Source organism: Paraburkholderia sp. JPY419 (assembly GCF_050435705.1).
In the GTDB taxonomy this organism is placed as follows: domain Bacteria; phylum Pseudomonadota; class Gammaproteobacteria; order Burkholderiales; family Burkholderiaceae; genus Paraburkholderia; species Paraburkholderia youngii.
In genome coordinates this window covers 1,950,860-1,977,600 of the sequence record NZ_JBNDKV010000004.1, presented here as the reverse complement: position 1 = coordinate 1,977,600, position 26,741 = coordinate 1,950,860, and the positions used below count along the sequence as shown (strand labels likewise).

15 protein-coding genes are annotated in these 26,741 nt (G+C 66.3%); 6 read left to right on the top strand and 9 right to left on the bottom strand.

The features are described from left to right. The first annotated feature begins 7 nt into the window (after positions 1-7). The 4 genes from QFZ91_RS37510 (at position 8) to QFZ91_RS37495 (ending at position 4,486) form a co-directional block, all read left to right on the top strand. Positions 8-970: an SPOR domain-containing protein gene (locus QFZ91_RS37510; protein WP_429570372.1), complete on the top strand. Its 963-nt coding sequence runs from the start codon at positions 8-10 to the stop codon at positions 968-970. A 7-nt stretch (positions 971-977) separates the two neighbouring features. Continuing rightward, positions 978-1,529 (top strand): CvpA family protein, encoded by a 552-nt coding sequence (locus QFZ91_RS37505; protein ID WP_429570371.1) that lies wholly within the window; start codon positions 978-980, stop codon positions 1,527-1,529. Between the two features lie 89 nt (positions 1,530-1,618). Further along, complete coding sequence (purF, locus tag QFZ91_RS37500) at positions 1,619-3,169, top strand: amidophosphoribosyltransferase (RefSeq protein ID WP_176107179.1); 1,551 nt, start codon at positions 1,619-1,621, stop codon at positions 3,167-3,169. Between the two features lie 120 nt (positions 3,170-3,289). Further along, entirely contained in the window at positions 3,290-4,486 is a 1,197-nt protein-coding gene (locus QFZ91_RS37495) for an O-succinylhomoserine sulfhydrylase (RefSeq protein ID WP_429570370.1), read from the top strand. A 17-nt stretch (positions 4,487-4,503) separates the two neighbouring features. Here the strand turns inward: QFZ91_RS37495 and QFZ91_RS37490 are convergent, their stop codons facing one another. Together QFZ91_RS37490 and QFZ91_RS37485 are read right to left on the bottom strand one after the other, a co-directional pair. Then, a complete protein-coding gene (locus QFZ91_RS37490) occupies positions 4,504-5,292 on the bottom strand; it encodes an AraC family transcriptional regulator (protein WP_429570369.1) in 789 nt (262 codons plus the stop codon). 19 nt (positions 5,293-5,311) lie between these two features. Continuing rightward, positions 5,312-5,653, bottom strand: a complete 342-nt coding sequence (locus QFZ91_RS37485) for an FKBP-type peptidyl-prolyl cis-trans isomerase (protein WP_429570368.1) — start codon at positions 5,651-5,653, stop codon at positions 5,312-5,314. Between the two features lie 196 nt (positions 5,654-5,849). Between QFZ91_RS37485 and QFZ91_RS37480 the strand changes: the two genes are divergently transcribed. Both QFZ91_RS37480 and QFZ91_RS37475 read left to right on the top strand, forming a co-directional pair. Continuing rightward, positions 5,850-6,671 carry a sensor histidine kinase gene (locus QFZ91_RS37480; RefSeq protein WP_429570367.1) on the top strand — a complete coding sequence of 274 codons (822 nt, stop codon included), beginning with the start codon at positions 5,850-5,852 and terminating at the stop codon, positions 6,669-6,671. 90 nt (positions 6,672-6,761) lie between these two features. Next, complete coding sequence (locus QFZ91_RS37475) at positions 6,762-8,105, top strand: hemolysin family protein (RefSeq protein WP_429570366.1); 1,344 nt, start codon at positions 6,762-6,764, stop codon at positions 8,103-8,105. Between the two features lie 40 nt (positions 8,106-8,145). On the opposite strand, the gene treY is transcribed toward QFZ91_RS37475, so the two are convergent. The 7 genes from treY to QFZ91_RS37440 form a co-directional block, all read right to left on the bottom strand. Beyond that, positions 8,146-11,013, bottom strand: coding sequence for a malto-oligosyltrehalose synthase (gene treY, locus QFZ91_RS37470; protein WP_429570365.1), 2,868 nt, complete (start codon positions 11,011-11,013; stop codon positions 8,146-8,148). After that, positions 11,010-13,208 (bottom strand): 4-alpha-glucanotransferase, encoded by a 2,199-nt coding sequence (gene malQ, locus QFZ91_RS37465; RefSeq protein ID WP_429570364.1) that lies wholly within the window; start codon positions 13,206-13,208, stop codon positions 11,010-11,012. The genes treY and malQ overlap by 4 nt, the downstream gene beginning before the upstream one ends. Beyond that, positions 13,205-15,109: a malto-oligosyltrehalose trehalohydrolase gene (gene treZ, locus QFZ91_RS37460; RefSeq protein ID WP_429570363.1), complete on the bottom strand. Its 1,905-nt coding sequence runs from the start codon at positions 15,107-15,109 to the stop codon at positions 13,205-13,207. Before treZ ends, malQ begins: the two co-directional genes overlap by 4 nt. 135 nt (positions 15,110-15,244) lie before the next feature. After that, positions 15,245-17,458 carry a glycogen debranching protein GlgX gene (gene glgX / locus QFZ91_RS37455; protein ID WP_429570362.1) on the bottom strand — a complete coding sequence of 738 codons (2,214 nt, stop codon included), beginning with the start codon at positions 17,456-17,458 and terminating at the stop codon, positions 15,245-15,247. Between the two features lie 115 nt (positions 17,459-17,573). Further along, positions 17,574-19,784 (bottom strand): 1,4-alpha-glucan branching protein GlgB, encoded by a 2,211-nt coding sequence (gene glgB / locus QFZ91_RS37450; RefSeq protein ID WP_429570361.1) that lies wholly within the window; start codon positions 19,782-19,784, stop codon positions 17,574-17,576. Beyond that, positions 19,777-23,244 (bottom strand): maltose alpha-D-glucosyltransferase, encoded by a 3,468-nt coding sequence (gene treS, locus QFZ91_RS37445; RefSeq protein WP_429570360.1) that lies wholly within the window; start codon positions 23,242-23,244, stop codon positions 19,777-19,779. Before treS ends, glgB begins: the two co-directional genes overlap by 8 nt. Then, complete coding sequence (locus QFZ91_RS37440; protein ID WP_429570359.1) at positions 23,241-26,693, bottom strand: maltotransferase domain-containing protein; 3,453 nt, start codon at positions 26,691-26,693, stop codon at positions 23,241-23,243. The genes treS and QFZ91_RS37440 overlap by 4 nt, the downstream gene beginning before the upstream one ends. Between the last annotated feature and the right edge of the window lie 48 nt (positions 26,694-26,741).

The window sequence follows — 26,741 nt, the reverse complement described above, 5'->3', positions numbered from 1 at the left end:
GCGATTCATGGGAATTTTCTCGTTCGGCAAGAAAGACGACGCGCCCAGCCGGCGCGGCGCAAACACCAGTTCCAATCGGGCCGCCCGCGGTGAGCGCGTCGAGCGGCGTACCCGCCGCACCGAGCGCACCGTCGATGCAGATGCAATGCTGCTCGACCCCACGCTGCCGGAAAAGCAGCGCGCGCGCCGCCGGCTCGTCGGCGCAATCGCACTGGTCGTCGCGGCGGTAATCATTCTGCCGATGGTGCTGGATTCGCACCCGAAGCCCGTCACCGACGACATCTCGATCGACATTCCTAACCGGCCCGCGCCGAGGCTCTCCAGATCCACCGCCAACGAAGACGTGCAAGCTGGCGTCGCGCCGGACAATCCGCCGGCCGCCGACAGCGGCATCGCCGCGTCCAGCCTCGCACCGGCAGCAACCGCGGCGTCCGCGGCGACAACGGCGGCGGCCCCTGCCTCTGCCGCGAAACCAACACAATCGACTCAATCGACCGCAGCGAAACAGGGCACGGCCCCGTCCGTCGCCACCGGCACCGTTACCGCCGCGACGCCGAAGCCCGCCGCGAAGCCGCAAACGCAGTCACTTGCTGCCAACACCATTCCCGCCGCGCCCGCCAAACAGACGAAACCGCCCGCCGCCGCACCGTCGGCATCGACTGACGACGACGCGAATCCGGCCACCGCCAGCGCCGACGCGAACTCCGGCACGCCGGCCTCGCCGCCGGGCAACCGTTTCGCGGTGCAACTCGGCGCCTTCTCGAACGAAGCGAATGCGCGCAATTGGGCCGCAAAGTTGAAAGCGGCGGGCGTGCCCACATATACCGAGCACCGGAAGCAAGCCGACGGTTCGACGCTGACATTGCTGCGTGCGGGCCCATTCGCCGACCGCGCCGCGGCCACCGCCGCTGTCGCGAAGGTCCGCGAGGCGGGCCTCGTGTCGGGCTCGAACGGCGGCAGCGCACAGTAAGCGAGCGATGTTCACTGCCTTCGACTACGCTGTAATCGCGGTGATCGGTTTGTCGGCGCTGCGAGGCGCCTGGCGCGGTTTGCTGTCGGAAGTGTTTGGTTTGATCGGCTGGGTCGCGGCGTTTTTCGTCGCCTGCGAGTTCGTCGGCTACGTGGTCCCGTACATCCCGTCCACTTGGCCGGGCGGCGCGTTGACGCAGTGGCTGCTGGCTTTTTCGCTCGTGGTGATCGGCGTAGTGCTGGTCACGAGCGTGGTGAGCGCGCTGCTAAGCCGTCTCGTGCAGGTCACGGGCCTGGGCGGTGCGGACCGCTCGCTCGGTTTGATGTTCGGCCTCGTCCGCGGGGTCGTTCTGGTGCTGATTCTGGTCGCCCTCGCGGGCTTGACCGAACTGCCCAAAGAGGAATTCTGGCGCAACGCGCTGCTTCGTCCATATGCGGTTGCGGGCGTACGCGCAATGAAACCGCTGCTCCCCGAGGCGCTCGCCGCTTACGTCCATGTGGACGATCTGGGCGCCCCGAGCAACGCGCAACAGGACTCCGGCGCATACCGGCTGCCATGACGGCGTAGCGCGTCGCGTCGCATCGAAGCGCGGGCGCGAGCATAGGCACCGGTCGCCATCACGAATTTTGTACCTTTGAAGGACATGCCATGTGCGGCATCGTAGGCGTAGTTTCCCACTCCCCGGTCAACCAGCTGATCTATGACAGCCTGCTGCTGCTGCAGCATCGCGGTCAGGACGCCGCCGGCATCGCGACGGCGAACGGCAGCAATTTTCACATGCACAAGGCCAACGGCATGGTGCGCGACGTGTTCCGCACGCGCAACATGCGTAGCCTGCCGGGCACGACCGGCATCGGCCAGGTCCGTTACCCGACCGCCGGTTCGGCGTCGAGCGAAGAAGAGGCGCAGCCGTTCTACGTGAACGCGCCGTTCGGCATCATCCTCGCGCACAACGGCAACCTGACGAACTGGCAGCAGCTGAAAGATGAGATGTTCCGCATCGATCGCCGCCACGTGAACACCAATTCCGATACCGAAGTGCTGCTCAACGTGTTCGCGCACGAATTGCAACTGTCGAGTTCGGGTCTGCAACTCGATCCGGCCGCGCTGTTCAAGGCGGTATCGGGCGTGCATCGGCGGGTGCGCGGTTCTTACGCGATCGTCGCGCTGATCGCCGGCTACGGTCTGCTCGGCGTCCGCGACCCGTTCGGTATTCGCCCGCTGTGCCTCGGCAAGCTGGAAACGGCTGAAGGCGTCGAGTGGATGCTGGCGTCGGAATCGGTGGCGATCGAAGGCATTGGTTTCGAATTCGTGCGCGACGTGCAGCCGGGAGAGGCGGTTTTCATCGACGCGGAAGGCCAACTGCATTCGCAGCAGTGCGCGACGGCTCCGAGCCTGAACCCCTGCATCTTCGAACTCGTGTATCTGGCGCGTCCGGATTCGGTGCTCGACGGCGTGCCGGTCTACAACGTGCGTCTGCGCATGGGTGACTACCTCGCCGAGAAGATCAAGCGCGAGCTGCCCGACGTCGCGATCGACGTCGTGATGCCGATTCCCGACTCGTCGCGCCCGGCCGCGATGCAGGTCGCGAAGAAGCTGGGCGTCGAGTATCGCGAGGGCTTCTTCAAAAACCGCTATGTAGGCCGTACCTTCATCATGCCGGGCCAGGCGGTGCGCAAGAAGTCGGTGCGCCAGAAGCTGAACGCGATGAACATCGAGTTCAAGGGCAAGAACGTGCTGATCGTCGACGACTCGATCGTGCGCGGCACGACCTCGCACGAAATCGTGCAGATGGCGCGCGATGCGGGCGCGAACAAGGTGATTTTCGCGTCGGCGGCGCCGCCGGTGAAATTCCCGAACGTCTACGGCATCGACATGCCGACGCGCGGCGAACTGGTCGCGCACGGCCGCTCGGACGAGGAAGTCGCGCGCATGATCGGCGCGGATCACCTCGTGTACCAGGACGTCGACGCGCTGAAGCAGGCGGTGCGCGATATCAACCCGGCGCTGAAGGCGTTCGAGGCATCGTGCTTCGACGGCAACTACGTGACCGGCGACATCACGACCGAGTACCTCGACCGCATCGAAAGCGCGCGTCTCGCGCCGTCGTCGCAATCGGATCGCGATGCCGCGAGCGAAGCGATCGACGGTGGCGGCCCGGCGCGTTCGCAGCTGCATCTGCAACTGTCGGTGGGTTGAGCGCACACACCGCACCTTTCCGCACACGAAGCCCGCTTATGCCGACGCAAAGCGGGCTTTTTTCTTGCTGCCTCATTTAGCCGCCGAGGCAGCGACCGACTCCTGGAGACCAGACCCAACATGGACGACTCCCTGAACCTCGACTTCGACACGCTGGCCGTCCGCTCGGGCACCGCGCGCAGCGACTTCAACGAGCACTCGGAAGCGATCTTCCTGACCTCGAGCTTCGTGTTCGCGAGCGCCGCGGAAGCCGCCGAGCGCTTTAAGAACTCCGAAGTCTATTTCACGTACTCGCGCTTCTCGAATCCGACCGTCTCGATGTTCCAGGACCGGCTGGCCGCGCTCGAAGGCGGCGAGGCCTGTATCGCGACGGCGTCGGGGATGGCCGCGATCATGTCGGTCGTGATGTCGACGTTGCAGGCGGGCGACCACCTCGTGAGCTCGCGGGCGCTGTTCGGCTCGACGCTCGGCATGTTCTCGCAGATCTTCAGCAAGTTCGGCATCACGACAACGTTCGTCGATCCGACCGATTTGAACGCGTGGAACGAAGCGGTGCGTCCCGAAACGAAGATGTTCTTCCTCGAAACGCCTTCCAACCCGCTGACCGAGATCTCGGATATCGAAGCGATCGGCAGGATCGCGAAGGCCGCGAATGCGCTGTTCGTCGTCGATAACTGCTTCTGCAGCCCGGCGTTGCAGCAGCCGCTGAAACTGGGCGCGGACGTCGTCATGCATTCGGCGACCAAGTTCCTCGACGGCCAGGGCCGTGTGCTCGGCGGCGCGCTGGTCGGTTCGAAGCAATTCATCATGGAAAAGGTGTTTCCGTTCGTGCGCAGTGCCGGGCCGACGCTGTCCGCGTTCAACGCGTGGGTACTGTTGAAAGGCATGGAAACGCTGTCGCTGCGTGTCGAAAAGCAGTCGGCGAATGCGCTCGAAATCGCGCGCTGGCTCGACTCGCATCCGGCCATCAATCGCGTGTTCTATCCGGGACTCGAATCGCATCCGCAGCATGCGCTCGCGATGCGTCAGCAGAAGTCGGGCGGCGCGATCGTGTCGTTCGAACTGAAGGGCGACACGCCCGAACAGATGCGTGCGAACGCATGGCGCGTGATCGACGGCACGAAGGTCTGTTCGATCACCGGCAACCTGGGCGACACGCGTACGACGATCACGCATCCGGCGACGACCACGCACGGCCGCATCACACCCGAAGCGCGCGCGGCGGCGGGCATCAGCGAAGGTCTGATCCGGCTTGCGGTGGGGCTCGAAAACGCGGGAGATATCCGTGCGGATCTGCAGCGTGGGTTAAAAGGCTGACCGGACCTTCGCCGCCCTCAGTGCCGCAGCGCGCGCCACTGCCCGGGCGCCAGCCCAAAACGCCGCGTAAATGCGTGCGTGTAAGCGCTCTGATCGCCGAAGCCGATGTCGAGCGCGATATCGGTCAACGAAAGACGCGGGTTCGCGAGCAGCGTGATCGACGTGTCGAGCCGCAGCCGCTGCAAATAGCGATGCGGTGTCTCGCCGAACGCATCGGTAAACAGTTGGTGAAAACGCCGCATGCCGAAGCCGCAGTGCGCGGCGAGGTCGGCAATCTTCAGCGGCTCGGACAGATGCGCGCGCAGCCAGCGGTCGATGCGCGCGAAATCGAGCCGAACGCCTTCGCTTTGCGCACCGGCGAGCGCCCCGGAATCGACGACCAGCGCGGCGCCCAGACGTGCGGCGGCATCCCAATGGAAGCGACGATGACCGAAGGCATCGTCTTGCGCTTCGCCCACGCCGCCCGCCGCATGCGCGGCAATCGTGTGGACGAGTTGCGTGAGCGCTGGATCGACGGCCACGGCTCGCGCGCGCTCGAACAGCCGCTCGGGCACCGCCAGCGACGCCGCGGGCAAATCGAGTACGAGCTGCCGGTTGGTGCCGACGCCCGAATATTCGTGCTGCGCGCCGGCCGGGATCAGCCATGCGGAGCCGGCGTCGATCTGCTCCGCTACGCCGTCCACCGCCATCACCATCGCGCCGTCGAGCCCCAGCACGACCTGGTGGAAGTCGTGCACGTCCGACGCTTCGATCGCGCCATAGCAGCGCAGCGAAACGTTAGGGGCGGTGACGGCGGCGTGGCTCATAACAACACTTAGGTGCAGCTCAGACTGCGAGCAGTTCGACCTCGAACACGAGCGTCGCGTTCGGCGGAATCACGCCGCCCGCGCCGCGCACGCCGTAGCCGAGTTGCGGCGGAATGGTCAGCTTGCGCTTGCCGCCGATCTTCATGCCTTGCACGCCTTCGTCCCAGCCCTTGATGACCATGCCGCCGCCCAGCACGAACGCGAACGGGTCATTGCGGTCCTTGCTCGAATCGAACTTCTGGCCGTCGGTCAGCCAGCCCGTGTAGTGCACGGTCACGGTCTTGCCGGCGACGGCTTCGGCGCCGGAGCCTTCCACGAGGTCTTCGTACTTCAGGCCGGATTCGGTCGTCACAGTCGACATGCGTTGCTCCTCAGATCAAAAAACGTAAAAGCGACATTGTAGGCGCGTTGACGCCGATCGCCGAATCTTGTCCGGTTTCGCGCATGGCATGCGGATTGCGGCGCGCCTCGCGGTTCGGCCTGGACTGGTCGGTCGGAACCGGATGCCTATAATGAGGCTTCCCCCATCATCCAGCACTGCCTGAGAGGACTCGATCGTGACTACGTCACCCACCGGGACTGCTGGCGCCCAGCCGGCGTCGGCCGGCTTCGTCATCTCCGAACGCAGCGCGCTGCTGCGCGCGGAAACCGCGTTGTTCATGCGCGATCATGTGCTGTCGCTGGTGTCGCACGACCTGCGCGGTCCGTTGAATGCGATTCATAGCTGGGCTTACGTGCTCGAGCGCAAGCTCGACGCGAACGATCCCAACTCGCAGCGCGCGATCACCGGCATTCGCAGCGGCGTCGATCAGCAGGTGAAGCTGCTCGAGACGATCGTCGATACGACGCGCTCCGAAACGAAATCGCTCGTGCTCACGTATGAACCTTTTCCGCTGCATCCGCTGCTCGCCGAAACCGTCGAGGAAGTCCGCGCCGGCCTCGCCCGCGCGCGCGGCGTCGAAGTGCGGCTCGACTCGCAGATCGCCACCGAGCAACTGAACGGCGACCGCGCTCGTCTCGCCGCCGCGCTGTGGCTGATGCTGACGTTCGCCGTCGAAGCGAGCGCGCGGGGCGCCGAGGTCGCACTGGCCGCGCGCGCGGACAACGGCACATGGCATGCGAGCGTCGCGTACGAGCCGAACGAGGCCGCGTTGAACGACGCCGCGCTGCCGCATGTGCTCGAAGCGTTCGCGCGCAAGCAGGCGGGCGAGCCGCGCGAGGCGAAGCGCATCGCGTGGGTGTTCGCGTTGTGCAAGCGCGTCGCGGAGGCGCATGGCGGCAGCTTCGAGCAAAGCGATTCGACGGAAGCGGGCAGCGTCACCGCGACGCCCGCCACGCTCGTGCTGCGCGTGCCGTTCAGCGCGACGGTGCCGAAATGAGCGTCGCGCGCGAATGCGTTCGCGCACAATAAATATTTCATAGAGCTTTCAACTCTATACTGACAACTTTTGTTGCCGGAGCCCGTCGCTTTGATACAGGTTGTCGCCCTCATCGGTGCAATGTTTCTGGTTGCACTCAATGGCTTTTTCGTCGCTGCCGAATTCGGTCTGGTCAAACTCCGGCAGACCCGCGTGCAAAGCCTCGCCACCCAGCATGGCATGCGCGGCCGTCTGCTCGCGAAGGTTCACGGACAGCTCGACGCATATCTGTCGGCGTGTCAGCTGGGCATCACGCTCGCGTCGCTCGGGCTCGGCTGGATCGGCGAGCCGGCTTTCGCGCAACTGCTGATGCCCCTCTTCTCGTTGATTGGCGTCGAGTCCGAGAGGCTGACCCACGGCATTTCGCTGTTCTTCGCGTTTTCGTGTATTTCGTTCCTGCATATCGTGGTCGGCGAGCTCGCGCCGAAGTCTCTGGCGATCCGCGAGGCGGAGAAAATTTCGCTGTGGGCCGCAGCACCGCTGTACGGTTTCTACTGGGCGATGTACCCCGCCATCTGGTTGCTCAACACGAGCGCGAACACGGTGCTGAAGGCCGCGGGCCTCGATACCGACCACGGCCACGACTCGCATTACTCGACCGAGGAACTCAAGCTGATCCTGCGCGGCCGCCGCGCGAACGTCGCGAGCGAACTCGGTTCGTCGACCGGCGCGTACAGCCAGGACGAATGGAACACGATCGCGCATTCGCTCGACTTCTCGCGTATGACCGTATCGGACCTGATGCGGCCGTCGCATGAAATGGTCTGCCTGCGGCGCGATCTGCCGCTGCGCGAGAACATGCAGGTGGTCGCGCGGCACCGCTTCAGCCGCTATCCGCTGTTCGAGGATGCCTCGGGCCAACGCGTGGCCGGCATGATCCATCTGAAGGACCTGCTGCTCGCGCGTCAGGCGGGCAGCACGCTCGAAGACCTGTCGCGCTACGTGCGCCCCGTGCAGTACGTGAAACCGGACATGCCGGCGCTCGAACTGTTCCGGCGCTTTCGCAAAGGCGCGCCGCACTTCGCGCTGGTCGGCCACAAGAACGAAAAACCGATCGGCTTCCTGACGCTCGACAACCTGCTCGGCGCGCTGGTCGGACAGATCCACGACGAGTTTCGCCAGGGCGACGCCGACTGGACCCGCATGGACGACGGCACGCTGATGGGCAAGGGCAGCTTGCCGGTGGTGTCGCTCGAACGGGCGCTGGGTATCGATATCGATGAGGGCAAGGCCGAGTCCGTGGGCGGCCTCGTGATCCAGGCCCTCAACGATCTGCCCGGCGAAGGGCAGCGCGTCGAATTCGAAGACTTCGACGTGGTGGTCAAGAAGATGAAGGGACCGCGCATCGTGCTGGTGCGCGTGTATCCGAAGGTGTTCGACGACGAGGGCGGTTGAGGCCCGAGCCGACCCGAAGCCTCAACCCTGTTCATCCGCCTCAGCTTCGAGGCACCCCATCCTCCACCAGCACCGCGACCGGCATTGCGGCGAGCGCGTCGCGCAGATGCAGCAGCCCGTGATCGTCGACTTTCGGCGCGGCGGGGCTCAACCAGTCGAACAGCGCGCGCGCCGACAGATCGGGCGGCATTTCGACGGCCGTATTCGCCCATTGCGCCGGCTCGACGAGCGGCAGATCGGCATCGTCGCCAAGCAAGCCCGCCGCCAACCGGCTGGCGATCACTACGGCCCACGCATTGCCGTGGCGCCGCGCAAACGCGATCACATTCGACGCATGCGCGCCGCGCACCGTGAGCGGCAGATACGTGCCCTGACTCAGCAACTCCGGCAGATGCGTGCGCAGCGCCAGCACGCGTTGGATCACCGCGAGCTTCACGCGTCCGTCGCGCCAGTCCGCGAGGAATTCCGACGGCGGCGTCTGCGCTTGGGGCAGCCACGCCTCGCGTTGCGCGAAATCGACGGGCCGCCGATTGTCCGGATCGACGAGGCTGAAGTCCCACAGCTCGGTGCCTTGGTAAAGATCGGGGATTCCGGGTGACGCAAGACGCAGCACTGTCTGCTGCAGACTGTTGAGCGCGCCCGCGCGGCCAATCCGCTCGACGAACGCCGACAGCTCCTTTAGAAAGGCGTCGCGCCGCTGCGGCGCGAGGATGCCGAACAGGAACTCGCGGCAGCCGGCTTCGTAGGCTTCGTCGGGGGCGAGCCAGCTGGTTTGCAGTTTCGCCTCGCGCAGCTCCTTCAACTGCCATTGCGCGACGCGTTCGGCCAGCTCCTTGACGCCGGCTTCGTCGTCGGCACGCAGATCGGGCGGCCAACAACCCACTAGGGTTTGGTACAGCATATCCTCGGCGGCGGGGCCGGGAGCCCATGCGTCGCTCTTGTCCTGGCTCACGCTGCTGATCGGCGTACCGTCGAGCGCGCGACGCTGCGGCGCGTTCAACGTCGACCATGCACGCAGCGTCGCGCCCCATTCGTCGGCGATCTCACTCAACACTGCGAGCCGCGCGCGCACGTCTTCACCGCGCTTGTGATCGTGCGTGGCGGTCGCCAGCATCGCATGCGGAAAACGCTGCGCGCGCTCGAGATTGCCCGCATGAAACTGCTCGACCGACAGCGCGAACTCGCCCGGGTCCGAGCCGACTTCGTTACGCGACAGCAGACGGCCATAGCGATAGCACGCGGTGTCCTCGATCGCCTTGGCGGCGAGCGGCGCGGTCAGCTGCGAAAACAGCGTTTGCGCGCTGCGCCGGGACGATCCCGCATGCGGCGGCGCTCCGCCGCCTTGCGCCTGCTGCTGCGACTGCGCGCCGGGCCGCGCGGGCGGCGCCTCTTCTGCGCTGCCGCCGAGCCATGCATTCACGCGCTCGAGCGCCGCGTCGTCCGAGCGCGGCAGCGAAGCGCGCGCGCCCGCGAGCGCCTGCTCGAAATAGACGTTGTCGGCGGCGCTGCGCAGTCCGCCCAGCGGATACATGCGGTACACGGGGAAATGCACGACCAGTTCGGTCAGCACGCGGCGCAGCGCCGGGTACGTGAAGTCGCGCGTGCTCAGCGAATCGCGTGCGATCCGATGCAGCGCGCGCGCCGCGCGGTCCAGTTCCGCCGAGAAGTTTTCCGCGAGAATCTTGCGCCGTGCCGCGTGCGCTTCATCGGCGAAGCGCGCGCTTCGGCCGGTGAGCTCGGCCCACGTGTTGGCGAGCGGCTCGGCGCCGGCCGGATCGTGCAGCAGCGCGCCGACGTCGCTCATGAAGTCGTAGCCGGTCGTACCGTCGACGGGCCAGTCGTCGCGCAACGGCTCGCCGCGGCCGAGAATCTTTTCGACCACCACGTACGGCGCGGTGTCGCGCAACTCGCTGAGCCGCTGGCGCAAACGCTGGCAGTATTCGCGCGGCTCGGCGAGCCCGTCGATATGATCGATCCGCAAGCCGTCGATGAGCCCTTCGCGGTAGAGGCGAAAGATCAGCGCATGCACCGCCTCGAACACCTCGGGCCGCTCGACGCGCACGGCGGCGAGCGTCGAGATGTCGAAGAAGCGCCGCCAGTTCACTTCGTCGGAGGCGGTGCGCCACCACGCGAGCCGGAAATGCTGCCGCTCGATCAGCCGATGCAGCCGGTCGCGCGTGACCGGATCTTGCGGCGCGTAAGTCTCCAGCACGAACTCGATCGCCGACGCACCTTCGCGCGCGACGAACTCGCGCAGCGCGTCGCGCGCTTCGGCGGCGCGCGGCTGATCGGCGGGCTGCGTCGTGAGTCCGTGAAAGCGATTGGCGAGCGCGCTCAGATCGGCGCGGTCGGCGCCTTGCAGGATCGCCGCGTAATCGACCGGGCAGACCGGGAACACGTGCGGGCCGTAGCCGATATAAAAGCGACCGCTGTCGGCGGCGAAATGCAGCGCGATGCGGCCCGCCACCAGTTCATCGCCGTACGACGCCCCGAGCGTCGGCAGCAGCACCTTGCCGCGCAGCGCGGGATCGGGCGAATGCCAGTCGACGTCGAAATGACGCGCAAACGCGCTGTGGCGGCCCCATTCGAGGATATCGAGCCACCACGCGTTGCTCGAACCGCCGACGCCCATATGATTCGGCACGATGTCGACGATGAGCCCCATGCCGTGCGCGCGCAGCTTGTCGACGAGGCGCTTCAAGCCCGCCTCGCCGCCGTATTCGGCGCTGACCTGGGTGTAGTCGACGGTGTCGTAGCCGTGCATCGAGCCGGGCTCGGCCGTCGTGATCGGCGACGCGTACAGATGGCTGATGCCGAGCGCGGCGAAGTATTCGACGTGGCGCGCGGCGTCGTCGAAAGTGAAGCCCCGATGGAACTGGAGGCGCAGTGTGGAGCGTGGGACGGTCATGGCGTGTCGGGCTCCGCGGAAGTGTTCGGTGAAGGCGCGGCGGCGCGGCGAGCGGCGTCGACGGCCAGCAGTCGGTCGGTGAATACGGGGTCGTCGAACATAGCGTCGATGGGCAGCGCCATGCGGCGGCGCCAGTTCGGATGTTCGTCGATCGAGCCCGGCAGGTTCGGCTGCTCGGCGAGCGCGAGCAGGTCTTCGAGCGGGAACGTGACGAGCGGCCCGGGCGTCGCGGCGACGAATGCGAGCGCTTCGTCGACGGGCGGGTTGTCGGCGTCCGGCGGCGCGACGTCGGGCGCGGCCACGCCCGCTCGCTGAAACGCGCGCCATAAATCGGCGCGCTGCTGAGCGCGCTCTTCGAGCGCCGCTTCTTCGGGGTCGCGGCCGTCGGCGCGCGCCATCGTCTGGCCGATGCGGTTGCGCCACATGATGTCGCTGCCGCGCCACCAGCCGGCGACAGTCGGCAGATCGTGCGTGGTCGTCGTGCCGACCGCGTAGCTGTCCCAATCGGCCGGCGCCTTGAAGCCGTGGCCGTCGGGCGCGCCTTCGAACCACAGCACGCGAATCCCTTCGATGCCGTGCTCGTCGAGCCGCTCGCGAAAACCGGACGGCACGGTGCCGAGATCCTCGCCGATCACGATCGCGCGATGCCGCCACGATTCGAGCGCGATCAGCCGCAGCAGGTCTTCGAGCGGATAGCGCAGATACGCGCCGTTGCGCGCGCTTTCGCCTTCGGGCACGAGCCACAGACGCCGCAAGCCGAGAATGTGATCGATGCGGATGCCGCCCGCATGCGCGAACGCCGCGCGCAGCATGTCGATGAACGCGGCGAAGCCTTGCGTGCGCATCGCGCGCGGCGAAAAGGTCGTGAGTCCCCACGACTGGCCGGCCTGGTTGAACAGATCGGGCGGCGCGCCGACCGACACGCCCTGCAGCATGTCGTCGGGGTAGGACCATGCATGACTGCCGGCGCTGTCGCAACCCACCGCGAGATCGGCGATCAGGCCGACCGCCATGCCGGCTTCGCGCGCGGTGTGCTGCGCGTGCAACAAGCCGCGCGATGCCAGCCACTGCAGGAACAGATGAAAATCGACCTCGTCGCGATGCGCGGCGGCGAACGCGTCGACTTCGGGGCTGCGCGGGTCGCGCAACGCGTCGGGCCAATTGCGCCAATGGCCGTCGCCGCCTTGCGCGAGTTGCGCGGCTTGCAGCGCTTCGAAGCGCGCGTGATCTTCGAGCGCGCGCCCCGCGCGTTCGCAGAAGCCGTGAAATTCGAGGGCGCGCGGCGAGTGTTGCGGGCGCTCGTTCTCGTTGAACTGTTCGTACAGCGCGCGCAATACCGAGAGTTTCAACGCTGTCGCGTGCGGCCAGTCGATCAGCGGCAGGTCTTCGTACTTCGACGATGCGTTGCCGGCCTGCGCCAATGCCGATGCGCACGCGTGGGCGCCGAACACCGCCGCCGGATCGATATGTGTGACGTTGAGCCACAAACGCGACGACGGTGCGTACGGGCTGAAGCGCTCGGGCTGTGCGCTGAACATTGCGTGGGTCGGACTGACGGCGAGCGCGTGCGCGCCGCGCTGCGCGCCGTGCCGTGCAAGCTGCGCGAGCGCAGTGTAATCGCCGATGCCGCCATCGCCGACGCGACGCAAGCCATACAGTTGCGCAGCGATGCCCCATAGTGGCGGCATGGGCGGCGAGACGTCGCCGTCGCCATCGCCGCCGTGCAGCGTGCGCCATGCGTCGGCGACGGTGTAGCAGCGCGGCGGCGCGACCGCGAGCGTCATGCGCTGATCGTTGATCACGAGCGTGTGATAGCCGGCTTCGTCGATCGGCGCGAGCAACGCTTCCTCGCCTTTCGGCGCGGTGAAGCGGCCGTCGATGATCGCGCCGCTCTCCAGCTCGATCCGGTAATGGCTGCCCGACTTGACCGCGGCCGCCGGCAGCGCGATGCCACGCCCGATCACCGCGGTCATCAGCGGCGGCAGCCTGCGGCCCGATAGTTCGGCCTCCAGAGCAGCGGCGCTGTGGCGGATATCGGTGGCGTTGCGGCACGGCAGACCCATGCGTTCGAGCAGCGTGCCGAGTGTTTTTTCAGGCACGTGCTGCGTGTTGTGGTGCGCGTCCTGCCACTGCACCTCGAAGCCTGCGCGGGTGGCGAGCGCGGCGAGCCGGTCGTTGGGGCGTCGGGTCGTCACGCGCGCTGCTCCTCGTGCGACGCGATGCGCGCATCGTGGCGGCTCGCGAATTCGTTGATGTCGCCGGTCAGCCATGCGATGCACGCATCAGCGGGCAATACCCGCGCGTCGGCCTGCTCGCGCGCGCGTGGCGGCGTCTCGAAAACGATCTTGCCGGCGGGGATGTCGTCGAATGCGACGTTCTGTTGCGACAGATTCAGCGCGATCGACAGCGTCTCGCCATCACCGAGTTTCCAACGCGCGACCAGCGCGTTCGCGTCGCCGCCACCTGCGTCGCGCAGCACGGTCGCGCCGCACGCCTTCGTATGTTTCAGGCGCGGCGTGATCAGCTTCGCGCGCACCGCGAGCGCGGACTTGTAGTAGTGCATCCAGTCGAGCCGATCCGGTGTCGGCTTCGCATCGGGCGCGGGTGGCGACGACGCGGCGAAGGTCTGGGCATCGTTCGGATCGGGAATCTGCGCGCGGCTTTTCTCGTCGCTGAACGCGGCGAAACGCGCGAATTCACGGCGTCGCCCTTCGCGCACGGCATCGGCGAGAGCGCCGGTGTAATCGGTGAAAAACAGGAACGGTTGCGTCGAGCCGTATTCTTCGTCCATGAACAGCAGCGGAATTTGCGGCGACAGCAACAGCAACGCGGTCGCGGCGCGCAGCGCGTCGTCCGAGGTCAGCTTGCGCAGACGTTCGCCGAACGCACGGTTGCCGATCTGATCGTGGTTCTGCAAAAACATCACGAACGACGTGGGCGGCAGATGCGCGCTCGCTTCGCCACGCGGCGCACCATCGTGCAGCGGCGACGGCTCGCCCTGATACGCGAAGCCTTCGGACAGCACGCGCGCGAGCCGGCGAATCGGTTCGCTCGCATACGCGTGGTAATAGCCTTCGGTTTCGCCGGTCAGCAGCACGTGCAGCGTGTTGTGCGCGTCGTCGTTCCATTGCGCGTCGAAATGCGCGTCGAGCAGGCTCGCGTTGTTGTGCTCGTTTTCGAGCACCAGATGCACGTGGCGGCCATGCTGCACGCGCGCGCGGATATGGTCCGACAGCTCGCGCAGCCACGCGGGGTTGTCGATCGCATGCACCGCGTCGAAGCGCAGTCCGTCGAAGCGGTACTCGTTGATCCAGTAGACCGCGTTGTCGGTGAAGAAGTCGCTGACTTCGCTGCGCTCGAAGTCGATCGCGGGGCCCCATGGCGTGTTCACTCCCGCGCGGAAAAACGGCTCTGCGTACGTATGCAGATAGTTGCCGTCCGGTCCGAAGTGGTTGTAGACGACATCGAGAAACACCATCAGGCCGACACCATGCGCGGCGTCGATCAGTGCCTTCAGTTCTTCGGGACGGCCGTAGGCGGAGTCGGGCGCGTACGGCAGCACGCCGTCGTAACCCCAGTTGTGACCGCCGGGAAAGTCGTTCAACGGCATCAGTTCGATTGCGGTGACGCCGAGCGCGGCGAACTCGGGCAGGCGTTTTTGCACGCCCGCATAGCCGCCCATTGCACCGACGTGCAATTCGTACAGTACCGTTTCTTCCCAGGGCCGGCCGTGCCATTCGGTGTGTTCCCAGTGGTACGCGCGCGGATCGATGACCTCGCTCGGGCCATGCACGTCCCGCGGCTGGAATCGCGAGGCCGGATCGGGCACTGTCTGCTTGCCGTCGAGCTGGAACATATACAGCGTGCCCGCGCCGCTCTCCACGGTGGCCTCGAACCAGCCGTTGCCGGTCGGAGCCATGTCGTGTGTGCCTTGCGCGTGGCCGCTTTCGATGACCACCTGCACGCTATTGCACGACGGTGCCCAAAAACGGAACCGCGTGCGCGGTCGCGTGCCGCTCGCGCCGATCAACTGCGCGCTGAACGGCAGGCAGTGCGCGTGATGATGCGTGTGAGGATCAATCGGACTATCGGACATGTCTTCACCATTCGACTCTGCAAACGCGCCTGGATAGCAAGGTGACGCGACGCAAGCATTGCGTTGCAACATTCTTGCCACCCCGGCTGCGTTGCGATTTGTCCACGCGCAAACTATGTGGCCGCAGTGCATCGTTCATTGCGAGCCATCATCGTTTGGTGTCTGCGCGCCGGGGTCGGGCGGCAGCGCGGTCAACAACCGCGGCCCGTGCTGCGCGCCAGCCACCCAGCCGGCTTGCCAATCCGCTTCGCCGGTCGGCTGCGCGGCGAGTATCACGAGGCCGTGTGCGCCGACCTCGAGTTCTGCCGTCGCTAGCCGCTGCGGCGCACGGTCCGGATCGGCGGTGTCCAGCAGCACATGCCATTCCAGGTGCGGCGCGGGAGGCGAGAACTGCAGCGGTTCGTCGTGAGCGTTGAGCATCAATAACAATACTTCGGTTTCGCCATTCAGGCCCGGTCCCGCGCGACGCAATGTGAACGCGCGGCCCTCCGGGTCCTGCCACGCTTCGATCGTCAGCGGATCGCCGTGTTCATCGAACCAGCCGACGTCGAACAGGCCGGGCAGCACCTCACGGTCGCCGAACAGAAAGCGCGTTTCACGCAACAGCGGGTGGCGCTTGCGCAAGCCGATCACGCGCGCGACGAACTCGGTCATGCGCCGGCCTTCCGCCGAATCCGCAAGGTCCCAGTCGATCCAGGATAGGTCGTTATCCTGACAGTAAGCATTGTTGTTGCCGCGCTGGGTGCGCAGCGCTTCGTCGCCGGCGAGCAGCATCGGCGTGCCGAGCGCGATCATCAGTGTCGCGATCAGCGAGCGCGACACGCGGCGGCGCGTGGCGAGAATCGCGGGGTCGTCGGTCGCGCCTTCGACACCCCAGTTGCGGCTGCAATTCTCGTTGTGGCCGTCGTTGTTGTCTTCCTGGTTGGCTTCGTTGTGCTTCTGCTCGTACGCGGTGACATCGGCCAACGTGAAGCCGTCATGCGACGTGACGAAGTTGAGCGACGCCCACGGCTTGCGATGCCGCCGGTTGAACAGATCGGCCGAACCGGTCAGGCGCGCGGCGAGGTCGGGCCGCAGGCCGGCGTCGCCGCGCCAGAACCGTCGCACCGTGTCACGGAAACGGTCGTTCCATTCGCTGAAACCCGGCGGGTGATTGCCTAGCTGATAGCCGCCAGGGCCGAGATCCCAGGGCTCGGAAATCAGCTTGCGTTGCGACAGCACCGGGTCCTGGCGCAACGCGTCGAACAGGCCCGAACCCGGGTCGAAGCCGTGGCTTTCGCGCCCGAGCGTCACGCCGAGATCGAAACGGAAGCCGTCGATGTTGAACGCGGTCGACCAGTAGCGCAGCGAATCCATCACCATCTGCATCACGCGCGGATGCGGCAGATTGACCGTATTGCCGCAGCCGGTGTCGTTGATATGGTGACGCTCGTCGCCGGGGATCAGCCGGTAGTAGCTGGCGTTGTCGAGGCCGCGCCATGAGACGGTCGGGCCCATCTCGTTGCTTTCGCAGGTGTGGTTGTAGACCACGTCGAGAATCACCTCGATGCCGGCCGCGTGCAGTTGCCGCACGGCGATGCGCATTTCGTCGAGCCGGTGCGTGCTCAGGTAGGTCGGCTCCGGCGCGAAGAACGCGGCCGTGTTGTAGCCCCAGTAGTTGCGCAGGCCGCGCTCCACGAGGAAGCGGTCGTTCAGAAACGCGTGCACGGGCAGCAGCTCGACCGCGGTCACGCCAAGCTTCAGCAGATGCTCGATGAACTCGGGCGCGGCGAGCGCCGCGAACGTGCCGCGCTCATGCTGGCGCAGGTCGGAGCGCAGCATCGACGCGCCGCGCAAATGCGTTTCGTAGATCACGGCTTCGCCCCACGGCACGTCGGGACGCCGGTCGTGCGACGAGTCGAACGCCTCGTCGACGACGACGCACTTGGGCATCGCGGGCGCGGAATCGCGCCGGTCGATCGAAAGGTCCGCGCGATTCGAATGCACGCGATAGCCGAACAGCGCGTCGGACCAGCGAAACTGCCCGACGAGCTTGCGCGCATACGGGTCGAGCAGCAGCTTGTGCGGATTGAAGCGATGCCCGAAATGCGGCTGATACGGCCCGTGCGCGCGAAAGCCGTACGCGGTGCCAGGATGCGCGTTCGGCAGATAGCCGTGCCAGATCTCGTCGGTGCATTCGGGCATGGCGAAGCGGCGGATCTCCTTGCGTCCGGTGGAATCGAACAGGCACAGCTCGATTTTTTGCGCATTGGCCGAGAACACCGCGAAGTTGACACCCAACCCGTCCCAGCTCGCGCCGAGCGGATACGGTGAGCCGGGCAGCAACCGGTCGGGCAACGCATGCGACATGTTTTCCCTTTCCTGTTCTGATTGTCGAGCTAGAGCCCGGGTCTGTCCGAGTCTTCATGCAACGGGGGCGCGGCGCTTGCCTTCGCGCCGCGCGCCTGTGCTGCGGCACGTTTCCTTAGTCCGCGCGCAAGACGATCGTTGCGAGTGGCGGCAAAGTCAGCGCGGCCGAATGCGGCCTGCCGTGGCTCGTTACCTGGTCGGAATGGATCAGCCCGCCGTTGCCCATGTTCGAGCCGCCGTACACGGCCGCATCGGTATTGAGCACTTCCACCCAGCGGCCGCCGCGCGGCATGCCGAGCCGATAGCCGAGTCGCGGCACCGGCGTCATGTTGCACACCACGACGAACTCCTGGCCCGCGCCGTCGGTGCGCCGATAGGCGAACACGCTGTTGGCGCTGTCGTCGCCGATCAACCATTCGAAGCCGCCCGGTTCGCTGTCGAGCAGATGCAGCGCCGGCTCGTTGCGATACAGATGGTTGAGGTCGCGCACCAGCAACTGCACGCCGTGGTGGGCCGGATCGTCGAGAAGATGCCAATGCGGCGAGCCGTCATGATCGAACTCCGCCATCTGGCCGAATTCGCCGCCCATGAACATCAGCTTCTTGCCCGGGTGCGTCCACATGAAACCGAAGTACGCGCGCAGATTCGCGAAACGCTGCCAGCGGTCGCCGGGCATCTTGCCGAGCAGCGAGCCCTTGCCGTGCACCACCTCGTCGTGCGAAAGCGGCAGCACGAAACGCTCGGAATACGCGTACACCATGCCGAACGTCATGTTGTGGTGGTGATACTGGCGATACACCGGGTCTTCGTGCATGTAGTGCAGCGTGTCGTGCATCCAGCCCATGTTCCACTTGAAGTCGAAGCCGAGACCGCCATCCGCGACGCGCGCGGTCACGCCCGGCCATGCGGTCGATTCCTCGGCGACCGTGATCGCGCCGGGTGCGCCCGGCACATAGCGGACTTCATGATTCAAGCGCTTCAGGAACGCGATCGATTCGAGATTCTCGCGGCCGCCATAAATGTTCGGCACCCACTCGCCGGCCGCGCGCGAGTAGTCGCGATACAGCATCGACGCGACCGCATCCACGCGCAGCCCGTCGACGTGATAGCGCTGCAGCCACGCGAGCCCCGACGCGATCAGGAACGCGCTGACCTCGTTGCGGCCGAGGTTGTAGATCATCGTGTTCCAGTCCTGGTGATAGCCCTCGCGCGGATCGGCATGTTCGTAGAGCGGCGTGCCGTCGAAATCGATCAGGCCATGCGCGTCGTTTGGGAAATGCGCGGGCACCCAGTCGAGAATCACGCCGAGCCCCGCTTCGTGCGCGCGATCGACGAAACGCGCGAACTGCTCGGGCTTGCCGAAGCGCGCGGACGGCGCGAACTGCCCGAGCGGCTGATAGCCCCACGAGCCGCCGAACGGATGCTCGGCGATCGGCAGAAATTCGATGTGCGTGAAGCCCATGCTCTTCGCGTAGGGAATCAGCCGCTCGGCGAGCTCTTCCCAGACGAGACCGCGCTGGCCTTCCTCGGCGATGCGCAGCCACGACTCCGCGTGCACTTCGTAAATCGTGATCGGCGTGCGCGCGGTCTGCCTGCCGGCGCGCGACTGGATCCACTCGTGATCGGTCCACGGAAACTGCTCGATCTCGTCGACGTGCGCGACGATCGACGCGGTGCCCGGCGGCTTTTCCGTCTGCATCGCACACGGATCCGCTTTCAAAGGCAGCGGATGGCCGTCGCGCGACAGCAGCTCGTACTTGTAGCGCGTGCCGGCGCCGACGCGCGGTACGAACAGCTCCCACACACCCGCCTCGTGACGCAGCCGCATCGGATGACGGCGGCCGTCCCACGCGTTGAAGTCGCCGACCACCGACACGCGCCGCGCATTCGGCGCCCACACGGCAAAACGCACGCCCGGCACGCCGTCGATGTCGACTGGCCGCGCGCCCAGACATTCGAGCACCGCGTACGGATCGCCGTGGGCGAGACGTTGGAGCGGCTCGTCGCCGAGCATCGGACCGAACGAATAGGTATCCTCCACTTCCTGCACGACGCCATGCCAGTCGATGCGCAAGCGATACGGCATCGCCGACGTGATGCGGCCCGCGAAAAGGCCAGGCCGCAATTGCTCGAGCTCGCCGAGCGTCGCGCCATCGGCGCGCGAAATCACGGTGACGTGCGCGGCATTCGGCAGCAGCGCGCGCACGATCGGACCCGCGTCCGTCTGATGCAGCCCCAGCTGCGAAAACGGATCGGGGTGGCGCGCTTCGACGAGCGCGTCGATATCGACGGGTTGAAGGCCTGCGGCCGGATCATGCTCACTCATAGTCGCCCTCGGCCGGGTTGGGCGGCGTGGCGGAGCCGGACACCCGGGTTGATGGATCGTAATGCGGCGGTGCGCCCGTGTCGCCGAGCAGACGGCTCGTGAGCGCCGCGAGGCCGCGCACCGGTAAGCCGAGCCACGTCGGCCGGTTGGCCGCCTCGTAGCGAATCTCGTAAGCGGCCTTCTCGATCAGGAACAGATCGAGCAGCGCCTCTTCGGATTCGGGCGCGACGAGCGGTTCCGACGACTGAGCGGCGGCCGCGCGGTATTCAGCGAGGAACGCCGTGGTCGCGTGGGAGCGGAAGCGCTCGAACAGAGCACGCTTGCGATCGGCGGTCTGTTGTGGCGCGCTTTCGGTGGTCGATTGCGCGGCCGCGCTCGCATACGACAGCGAGCGCATCAGACCGGCTACGTCACGCAACGGGCTCGATTTCTGGCGACGCTCCTCGAGCGAACGCGCGGGCTCGCCCTCGAAGTCGATCAGATACGCGTCGCCGTGCGCGACCAATACCTGACCGAGATGGAAGTCGCCGTGGATGCGGATGCGCAACGCGCCCGCGTCGCCCGGCACGAGATTGTCGACCGCCTCGACCAGCGCGGAGCGCCGATCGATCAGACTTTGCGCGAGCCCCTTCGTGTCCGCATCGCTCATGTCCGCGATGCGCGGCGCGAGCAGATCGAGCGCGCTCGCGAGCATCGTCTGCGTCGCGTCGACCCATGCTTTCACCTGTTCGGCGTTGGCATGTTCCGGCGCGAACGCGGGGTCGTCGCTCGGCGTGGCGAGCGCGACGTGCAGCTCGCCGAGCCGTCGGCCGATGATGCCCGCGAGTTCGCCGTAGCCGTCCAGCAAGATCGACTCGTTCGTGCGGTCGGGGGCGGTCTGCGTTTCGGTGTCGACCGCGATCGCGAGTTCGTCGACCGAGCGGCGCAGATAATCGAGCGACCAGTTCCACGCATCGCCCTGATTGTCGATAAAGCCCTGCAGGATCGCGAGCGTATGCGGCACGCCCTCGGGATCGACGCGCACCACTTCGCCATACAGCGGCGCGGTGTTCGCATAGCCGAGCTGCGTCAGATAGCGGCTGATTTCCGCTTCCGGATGGATGCCGCTGACGAGGCGCCGCACCAGCTTCAGCACCGCGGCATCGGCGATGATGAGCGAGCTGTTGCTCTGCTCGGCCGCAAGCCAGCGTATCTCGGGCCGCTCGCCGAGATTGTCGAGTTCGGCGAAGCGCTCGGTCGGCAGGAACTTGATTTCGCTCTTCTGCACGGTCGGGACGACCGCGTGTTCGCGCATCTTGCGCAGCACGTTGTGCGCGAAGATCGGCAGCGAGAACGCGTCGGTCAGATGGCCGACGTTACGGCCGCGCCGCACGCGCGCCAACGCCAGTTGCAGGAACAGCGGCGTGGTGGTTTCACCGCCCCACGTGATCGCGATCGGCACCACGTAGCGCTCGGTGTGATCGCCGACGTCCGCTTCGATTTCAGTGAACGCGAAGCCGCCGTTCGGAATCGTGGTCAGCGCGGCGAGCCGCACCGCATGCATCTTCTGATCCTTCGACGCGAACCAGCGGCGCCGGCTCAGCCACGACGGCAGCACTTCGGATTCGAGCAGCCGCACGTTTTCGGGCGTCGGCCCGGTCTGCCCCTCGCGGATCACGATCGTCACGAACTCGGGCAGCGGCTCGGAATGCGCCTGCGCCCACGTCGGACGCCCACCGCCTTCGCACAGCATGAACCACAGGAAGCCGTACGGCGGGAACGTCAGCAGATAGGTCAGCTGGCCGATCGCGGGGAACACCGAATCGGCGGTCATCTCGATCGGCACGAAGCCGTTGAATTCGGACAGGTCCAGCTCGACCGCCTGCGGCGCCCGCGACAGATTCGCGACGCACAGGATCGGCGCCTCGCCGGGCATCTCGCGCAGATACGCGAGAATCTTGCGGTTTTCCGGCTTCAGAAAGCGGATCGTGCCGCGTCCGAAGGTCTGCTTCGCGCGCCGCGTCGCCAGCATGCGGCGCGTCCAGTTCAACAGCGAATGCGGGTCGCGGCTCTGCGCTTCGACGTTGACCGCGTCGAAGCCGTACAGCGTACCCATCACGGGCGGCAGCACCAGTTGCTCGGGGTCGGCGCGCGAGAAACCGCCGTTGCGATCCGACGACCACTGCATCGGCGTGCGCACGCCGTCGCGGTCGCCGAGGTGGATGTTGTCGCCCATGCCGAGTTCGTCGCCGTAGTAGATGACGGGGGTACCGGGCATCGACAGCAGCAGCGAGTTGATCAGCTCGATGCGGCGGCGGTCGCGCTCCATCAGCGGCGCGAGACGGCGGCGAATGCCGAGATTCAAACGTGCGCGGCGATCGCTCGCATAGGTGTTCCACAGATAGTCGCGCTCGGAATCGGTGACCATTTCGAGCGTCAGCTCGTCGTGATTGCGCAGGAAGATCGCCCACTGGTTCGAATCGGGGAGGTCCGGCGTCTGCTTCATGATGTCGGTGATCGGGAAGCGGTCCTCGCTCGCGATCGACATATAGATGCGCGGCATCAGCGGGAAGTGGAACGCCATATGGCATTCGTCTTCGTTGCCGAAGTACTCCTTGACGTCCTCGGGCCACTGGTTCGCCTCGGCGAGCAGCATCCGGTTCGGATACTCGGCGTCGATGGTCGCGCGAATCCGCTTCAGGATCTCGTGCGTTTCCGGCAGGTTCTCGTTGTTGGTGCCTTCACGCTCGACGAGGTACGGCACCGCATCGAGCCTTAGCCCATCGATTCCCATGTCGAGCCAGAAGCGCATCACCTGCAGCACCTCTCTCATCACCGCCGGATTGTCGAAGTTCAGATCGGGCTGGTGCGAGTAGAAGCGGTGCCAGTAGTACGCGCCCGCAACCGGATCGTGCGTCCAGTTCGACGGTTCCGAGTCGATGAAGATGATGCGCGTCTCCGCGTACTTCTGATCGGTATCGGACCACACGTAGTAGTTGCGATAGTTCGAGCCGGCCTTCGCGCGCCGTGCGCGCTGGAACCACGGGTGCTGATCCGACGTGTGGTTGATGACGAGCTCGGTGATCACGCGGATGCCGCGCGCGTGTGCTTCCTGGATGAAGCGCCGCACGTCCGCGAGCTGACCGTAGTCGGGATGCACGTTGCGGTAGTCGGCGATGTCGTAGCCGTCGTCACGGCGTGGCGACGGATAGAACGGCAGCAGCCAGATCGCGTTGACGCCGAGCTCGGCGATGTAGTCGAGCTTGGCGATCAGGCCGGGGAAATCGCCGACGCCGTCGTTGTTCGCGTCGAAAAACGACTTGATGTGCACCTGGTAGATGATCGCGTCCTTGTACCACAGCGGATCGTCGCTGAGCGCCGCGGGCTTGCCGCGCCGGCGCGTGCGTACCTTCGCCGCGGTGCCGACGGCCGCGGCCGTTTGCGCCTCGTGCGTGGATTGGGCTGGATCGTCGCGCTTCATGTTCCACCTTCCATCCAGGTTGGGGTGACAGCGTCTGCGGGAAGAGCGCTGTCGTGTTCGTGGTCGCTGTCCTCCGGGCGATCGGCGGGCAGGCCGCCTAGCGGCGCGATGCGCCAGATCGAGAACGGTTGGCCCGAGCCGAGCCGCACGTGCTGCCAGCGTCCGTGCCATTCGAAGTGTGCGCCGGTCATCTGGTCGATCACTTCGAGCGCGGCGTGGTCGTGCAGATGCCAGCGCTGGAACGTGTCCCACGACAACTCGATGTCCGCGCCCTGTTCGTTGAACGGATCGAGATTGATCGCGACGACGATCACGTTGTCGCGCGACTCGGTCGCTTTCTCGAAGAACAGGATGTGATCGTTGTGCGCGGTGAGGAACGTGAGACCGAGATGCGTGTGCAGCGCCGGATTCGCGCGCCGGATGCGATTCAGTGCGGTGATCTCGCCGACGATATTGCCGGGCCGGTGCCAGTCCCACGCGCGCAACTGATACTTTTCGGAGTCCAGGTACTCTTCGCTGTTCGGTAGCGCGGTGGCCTCGCACAGTTCGAAGCCGCTATACACGCCCCACAGACCGGCCAGTGTCGCGGCCAGCGCCGCGCGGATCAGAAAGCCCGTGCGTCCCTGCGATTGCAGATGGCGCGGGTTGATGTCCGGCGTATTGACAAAGAAGTTCGGCCGGTAGAAATCGCGCGCGCCGGTCTGCGTGAGCTCAACCATGTACTCGGTGAAGTCGCGCTTCGACTCGCGCCACGTGAAGTATGTGTACGACTGCGAGAAGCCGATCTTGCCGAGCCGGTTCATCATGCGCGGCCGCGTGAACGCTTCCGCGAGGAAAATGACATCAGGGTGGCGCGCACGCACGTCGGCAATCATCCATTCCCAGAACGGCAGCGGTTTGGTGTGCGGATTGTCGACGCGGAAAATGCGCACACCCGCGTCGACCCAGAACAGGATCACGTCGCGCAACGCGAGCCACAGGTCGGGCTTCGCATCGCGCGCGTAGAAGTCCGGGTTGACGATGTCCTGATACTTCTTCGGCGGATTCTCGGCGTAGCGCAGCGTGCCGTCGGGGCGCCACGCGAACCACGTCGGATGCTCCTTCAGCCACGGGTGATCGGGCGAGCACTGGATCGCGAAGTCGAGCGCGATTTCGAGGCCGTGCGCATGCGCGGCGGCGAGCATCGCCTTGAAATCGTCGAGCGTGCCGAGCTGCGGATGCACGGCGGTGTGGCCGCCTTCGGCCGCGCCGATCGCATACGGACTGCCCACATCGCCCGGCTGCGCGGTCAGCGTGTTGTTGCGGCCCTTGCGGTTCGCGAGGCCGATCGGATGAATCGGCGGGAAGTACAGCACGTCGAAGCCCATGTCGCGGATGCGCGGCAGTTTCGCGGTCACGTCCGCGAACGTGCCGTGGCGCGATTCGTCGTCGCTCATCGAGCGCGGGAAGATTTCGTACCAGCTCGCGAAATAGGCGGCGGTGCGTTCCGCGTCGATCTTGTAGGTCACCTGATCGCGGCTCAGAAACGGCCGGTGGCGCGCGGCGGTCATCGCTGTCGCGGTGGCGGGCGCGAGAATCAGCGCGAGCTTCTGTTCGGCGTCGGCCTTCTGGAAGTCGCGCACGATGTGTTCGAGCTGCTCCTTGTCGGCGCCTTCGGCCGTTTCGACTTCGGCGAGCACGAGCGCGAACAGATGCGCGGCTTCGTCGAGTTCGATCTCGACGGTCTGGTTCGCCTTCAGCTTCTTCTGGATGTGCTCGACGAGCGAAGCAAAGTCGTCGCGCCAAGCGATCACGGTGAATTCGTAGCGGCCGATCCGCTCGAGCGGAATGCGCGCGCTCCACAAGTCGAGACCGGCCGGCGGCGCGGGTGCCATCAGTTCTTCGTGCCACGCGGTTTCGTCGGCCGCGCGCCACAGAACGGCGGCCGCGATCTTGTCGTGACCTTCGGCGAAGATCGCCGCGCGGATCTCCGCGCGCTCGCCGACGCTGCGCTTGGCCGCGAAGCGGCCGTTTTCGACCGACGGCGACACGCTCTCGATCGCGACGCGCGGCGCCTCGATCGCGTCGAGCACGGTCTTGTGGCCGCTGCGCTTGCTGTTCGACTTGTCGATGGGCGGCGCGAGGTAGATCGCCTGTTCCGCGAACGCGCGCAGCAGCCGCACCGCGCCGGGCGCAAGCGCGAACGGCGCGAGGGCCGCGGGTTCGTTTCGGCCGCGTGCATCGAGCGGCACGAAGCGCGTAAAGCTGCCCGGCACGCCCGCGAGGAAGCGCGCGGGATCGACCCGCACTGGCGCGCCGAGTTCGGGATTCACGGCGATCAGGAGTGCTTCGCTGGCGTCGCGCAGATCGGCCGCGTCGGCGCGCAGCAGAACCGCGGCCGATGCCCCGGGTCCGCTCAATTGGCGCAATTCACCGTTGGCGTGCAGCGTCGGCGTATTGCGCGCGAAGTCGTTCGCCTGGGTGACGGCGGCGCTCAGATCGAAGCGGCGTGACTGCACGGCGCGCGCGAACTGCGCGGCGTCGCCGCGCGTTTGCGACATCGGTTCGGCGATGCCGTATTCGAAGCCCATCGGCATCATCCAGCCGCTGCCCACTGCAACCGACGTGAACAGCGCGCGTCGATACGCCCGCTCGACGATCGCCGCATCGTGCACGTCGCTCAACTCGGCGGCGAGGCGCGTGCCGTACGGCGCCTCGGGAAAGGCGATCGGCGCGCCGACGCGCGCGAGCGCCGCATGCTCCTCGGCCATCCAGCTCGAACGGAAGTCCCACCAGCGCACCGACGAAAACGCGCTGTCGAAGCCGGCCGCCTCGAGCCCGGGCAGGTCGCCGCGCGCGAGGCCCGGCGTGGCCGCGAGAAAGCGCACGTGCGGATGCTTCGCACGCACTTCATCGCCGAGCTGACGCCATACGGCAGCCGGCATGCGATGCGGCGAATCGAAACGGAAGCCGCCGACCCCCGCCTCGGCGAGCGCGAGCAGTTGCTGGGTCCACCAGACGCACAGCGAGGCACTCGTCGCGGGGTCGTCGAAATTCGCGTAGGCGACGTTGTCTTCGCGATGCACGTGGCGCGGATCGAGCCGCGCGAGCTCGGACTCGCGCGCGTGAAACCAGTCCGAATGTTCGCTGTACAGCACGCCGTCGGCGGCCACGCGGTCGATCACCAGATCGATCAGCAGCGTCAGATTATTGCGGCGCGCGGCATCGGCGAGCATGCGCACGGCGTCGGGCACCGAATGCTGTGCCTCGAACACCGGATGCAGCCGCGCGTGATTGCCAACCACCTGAGCGTGGCCCGCCTGGCCCGGCTCGAACAGCCCGGCGATCAACGCGTGATCGAAGCCGAGCCCGGCCGCGTGAGCGAACTGCGCGGGCCAGGCATCGAGGGGCCCGACGAGAAGAGAGTGAAAAAAGTAAATCCGCGGCGCGTACCCGTTTGGAGGTTCCATCGGTCGTTTCCAGAGTTGTCCTGCTGCGGTGTGGATGCAGTTGGCATG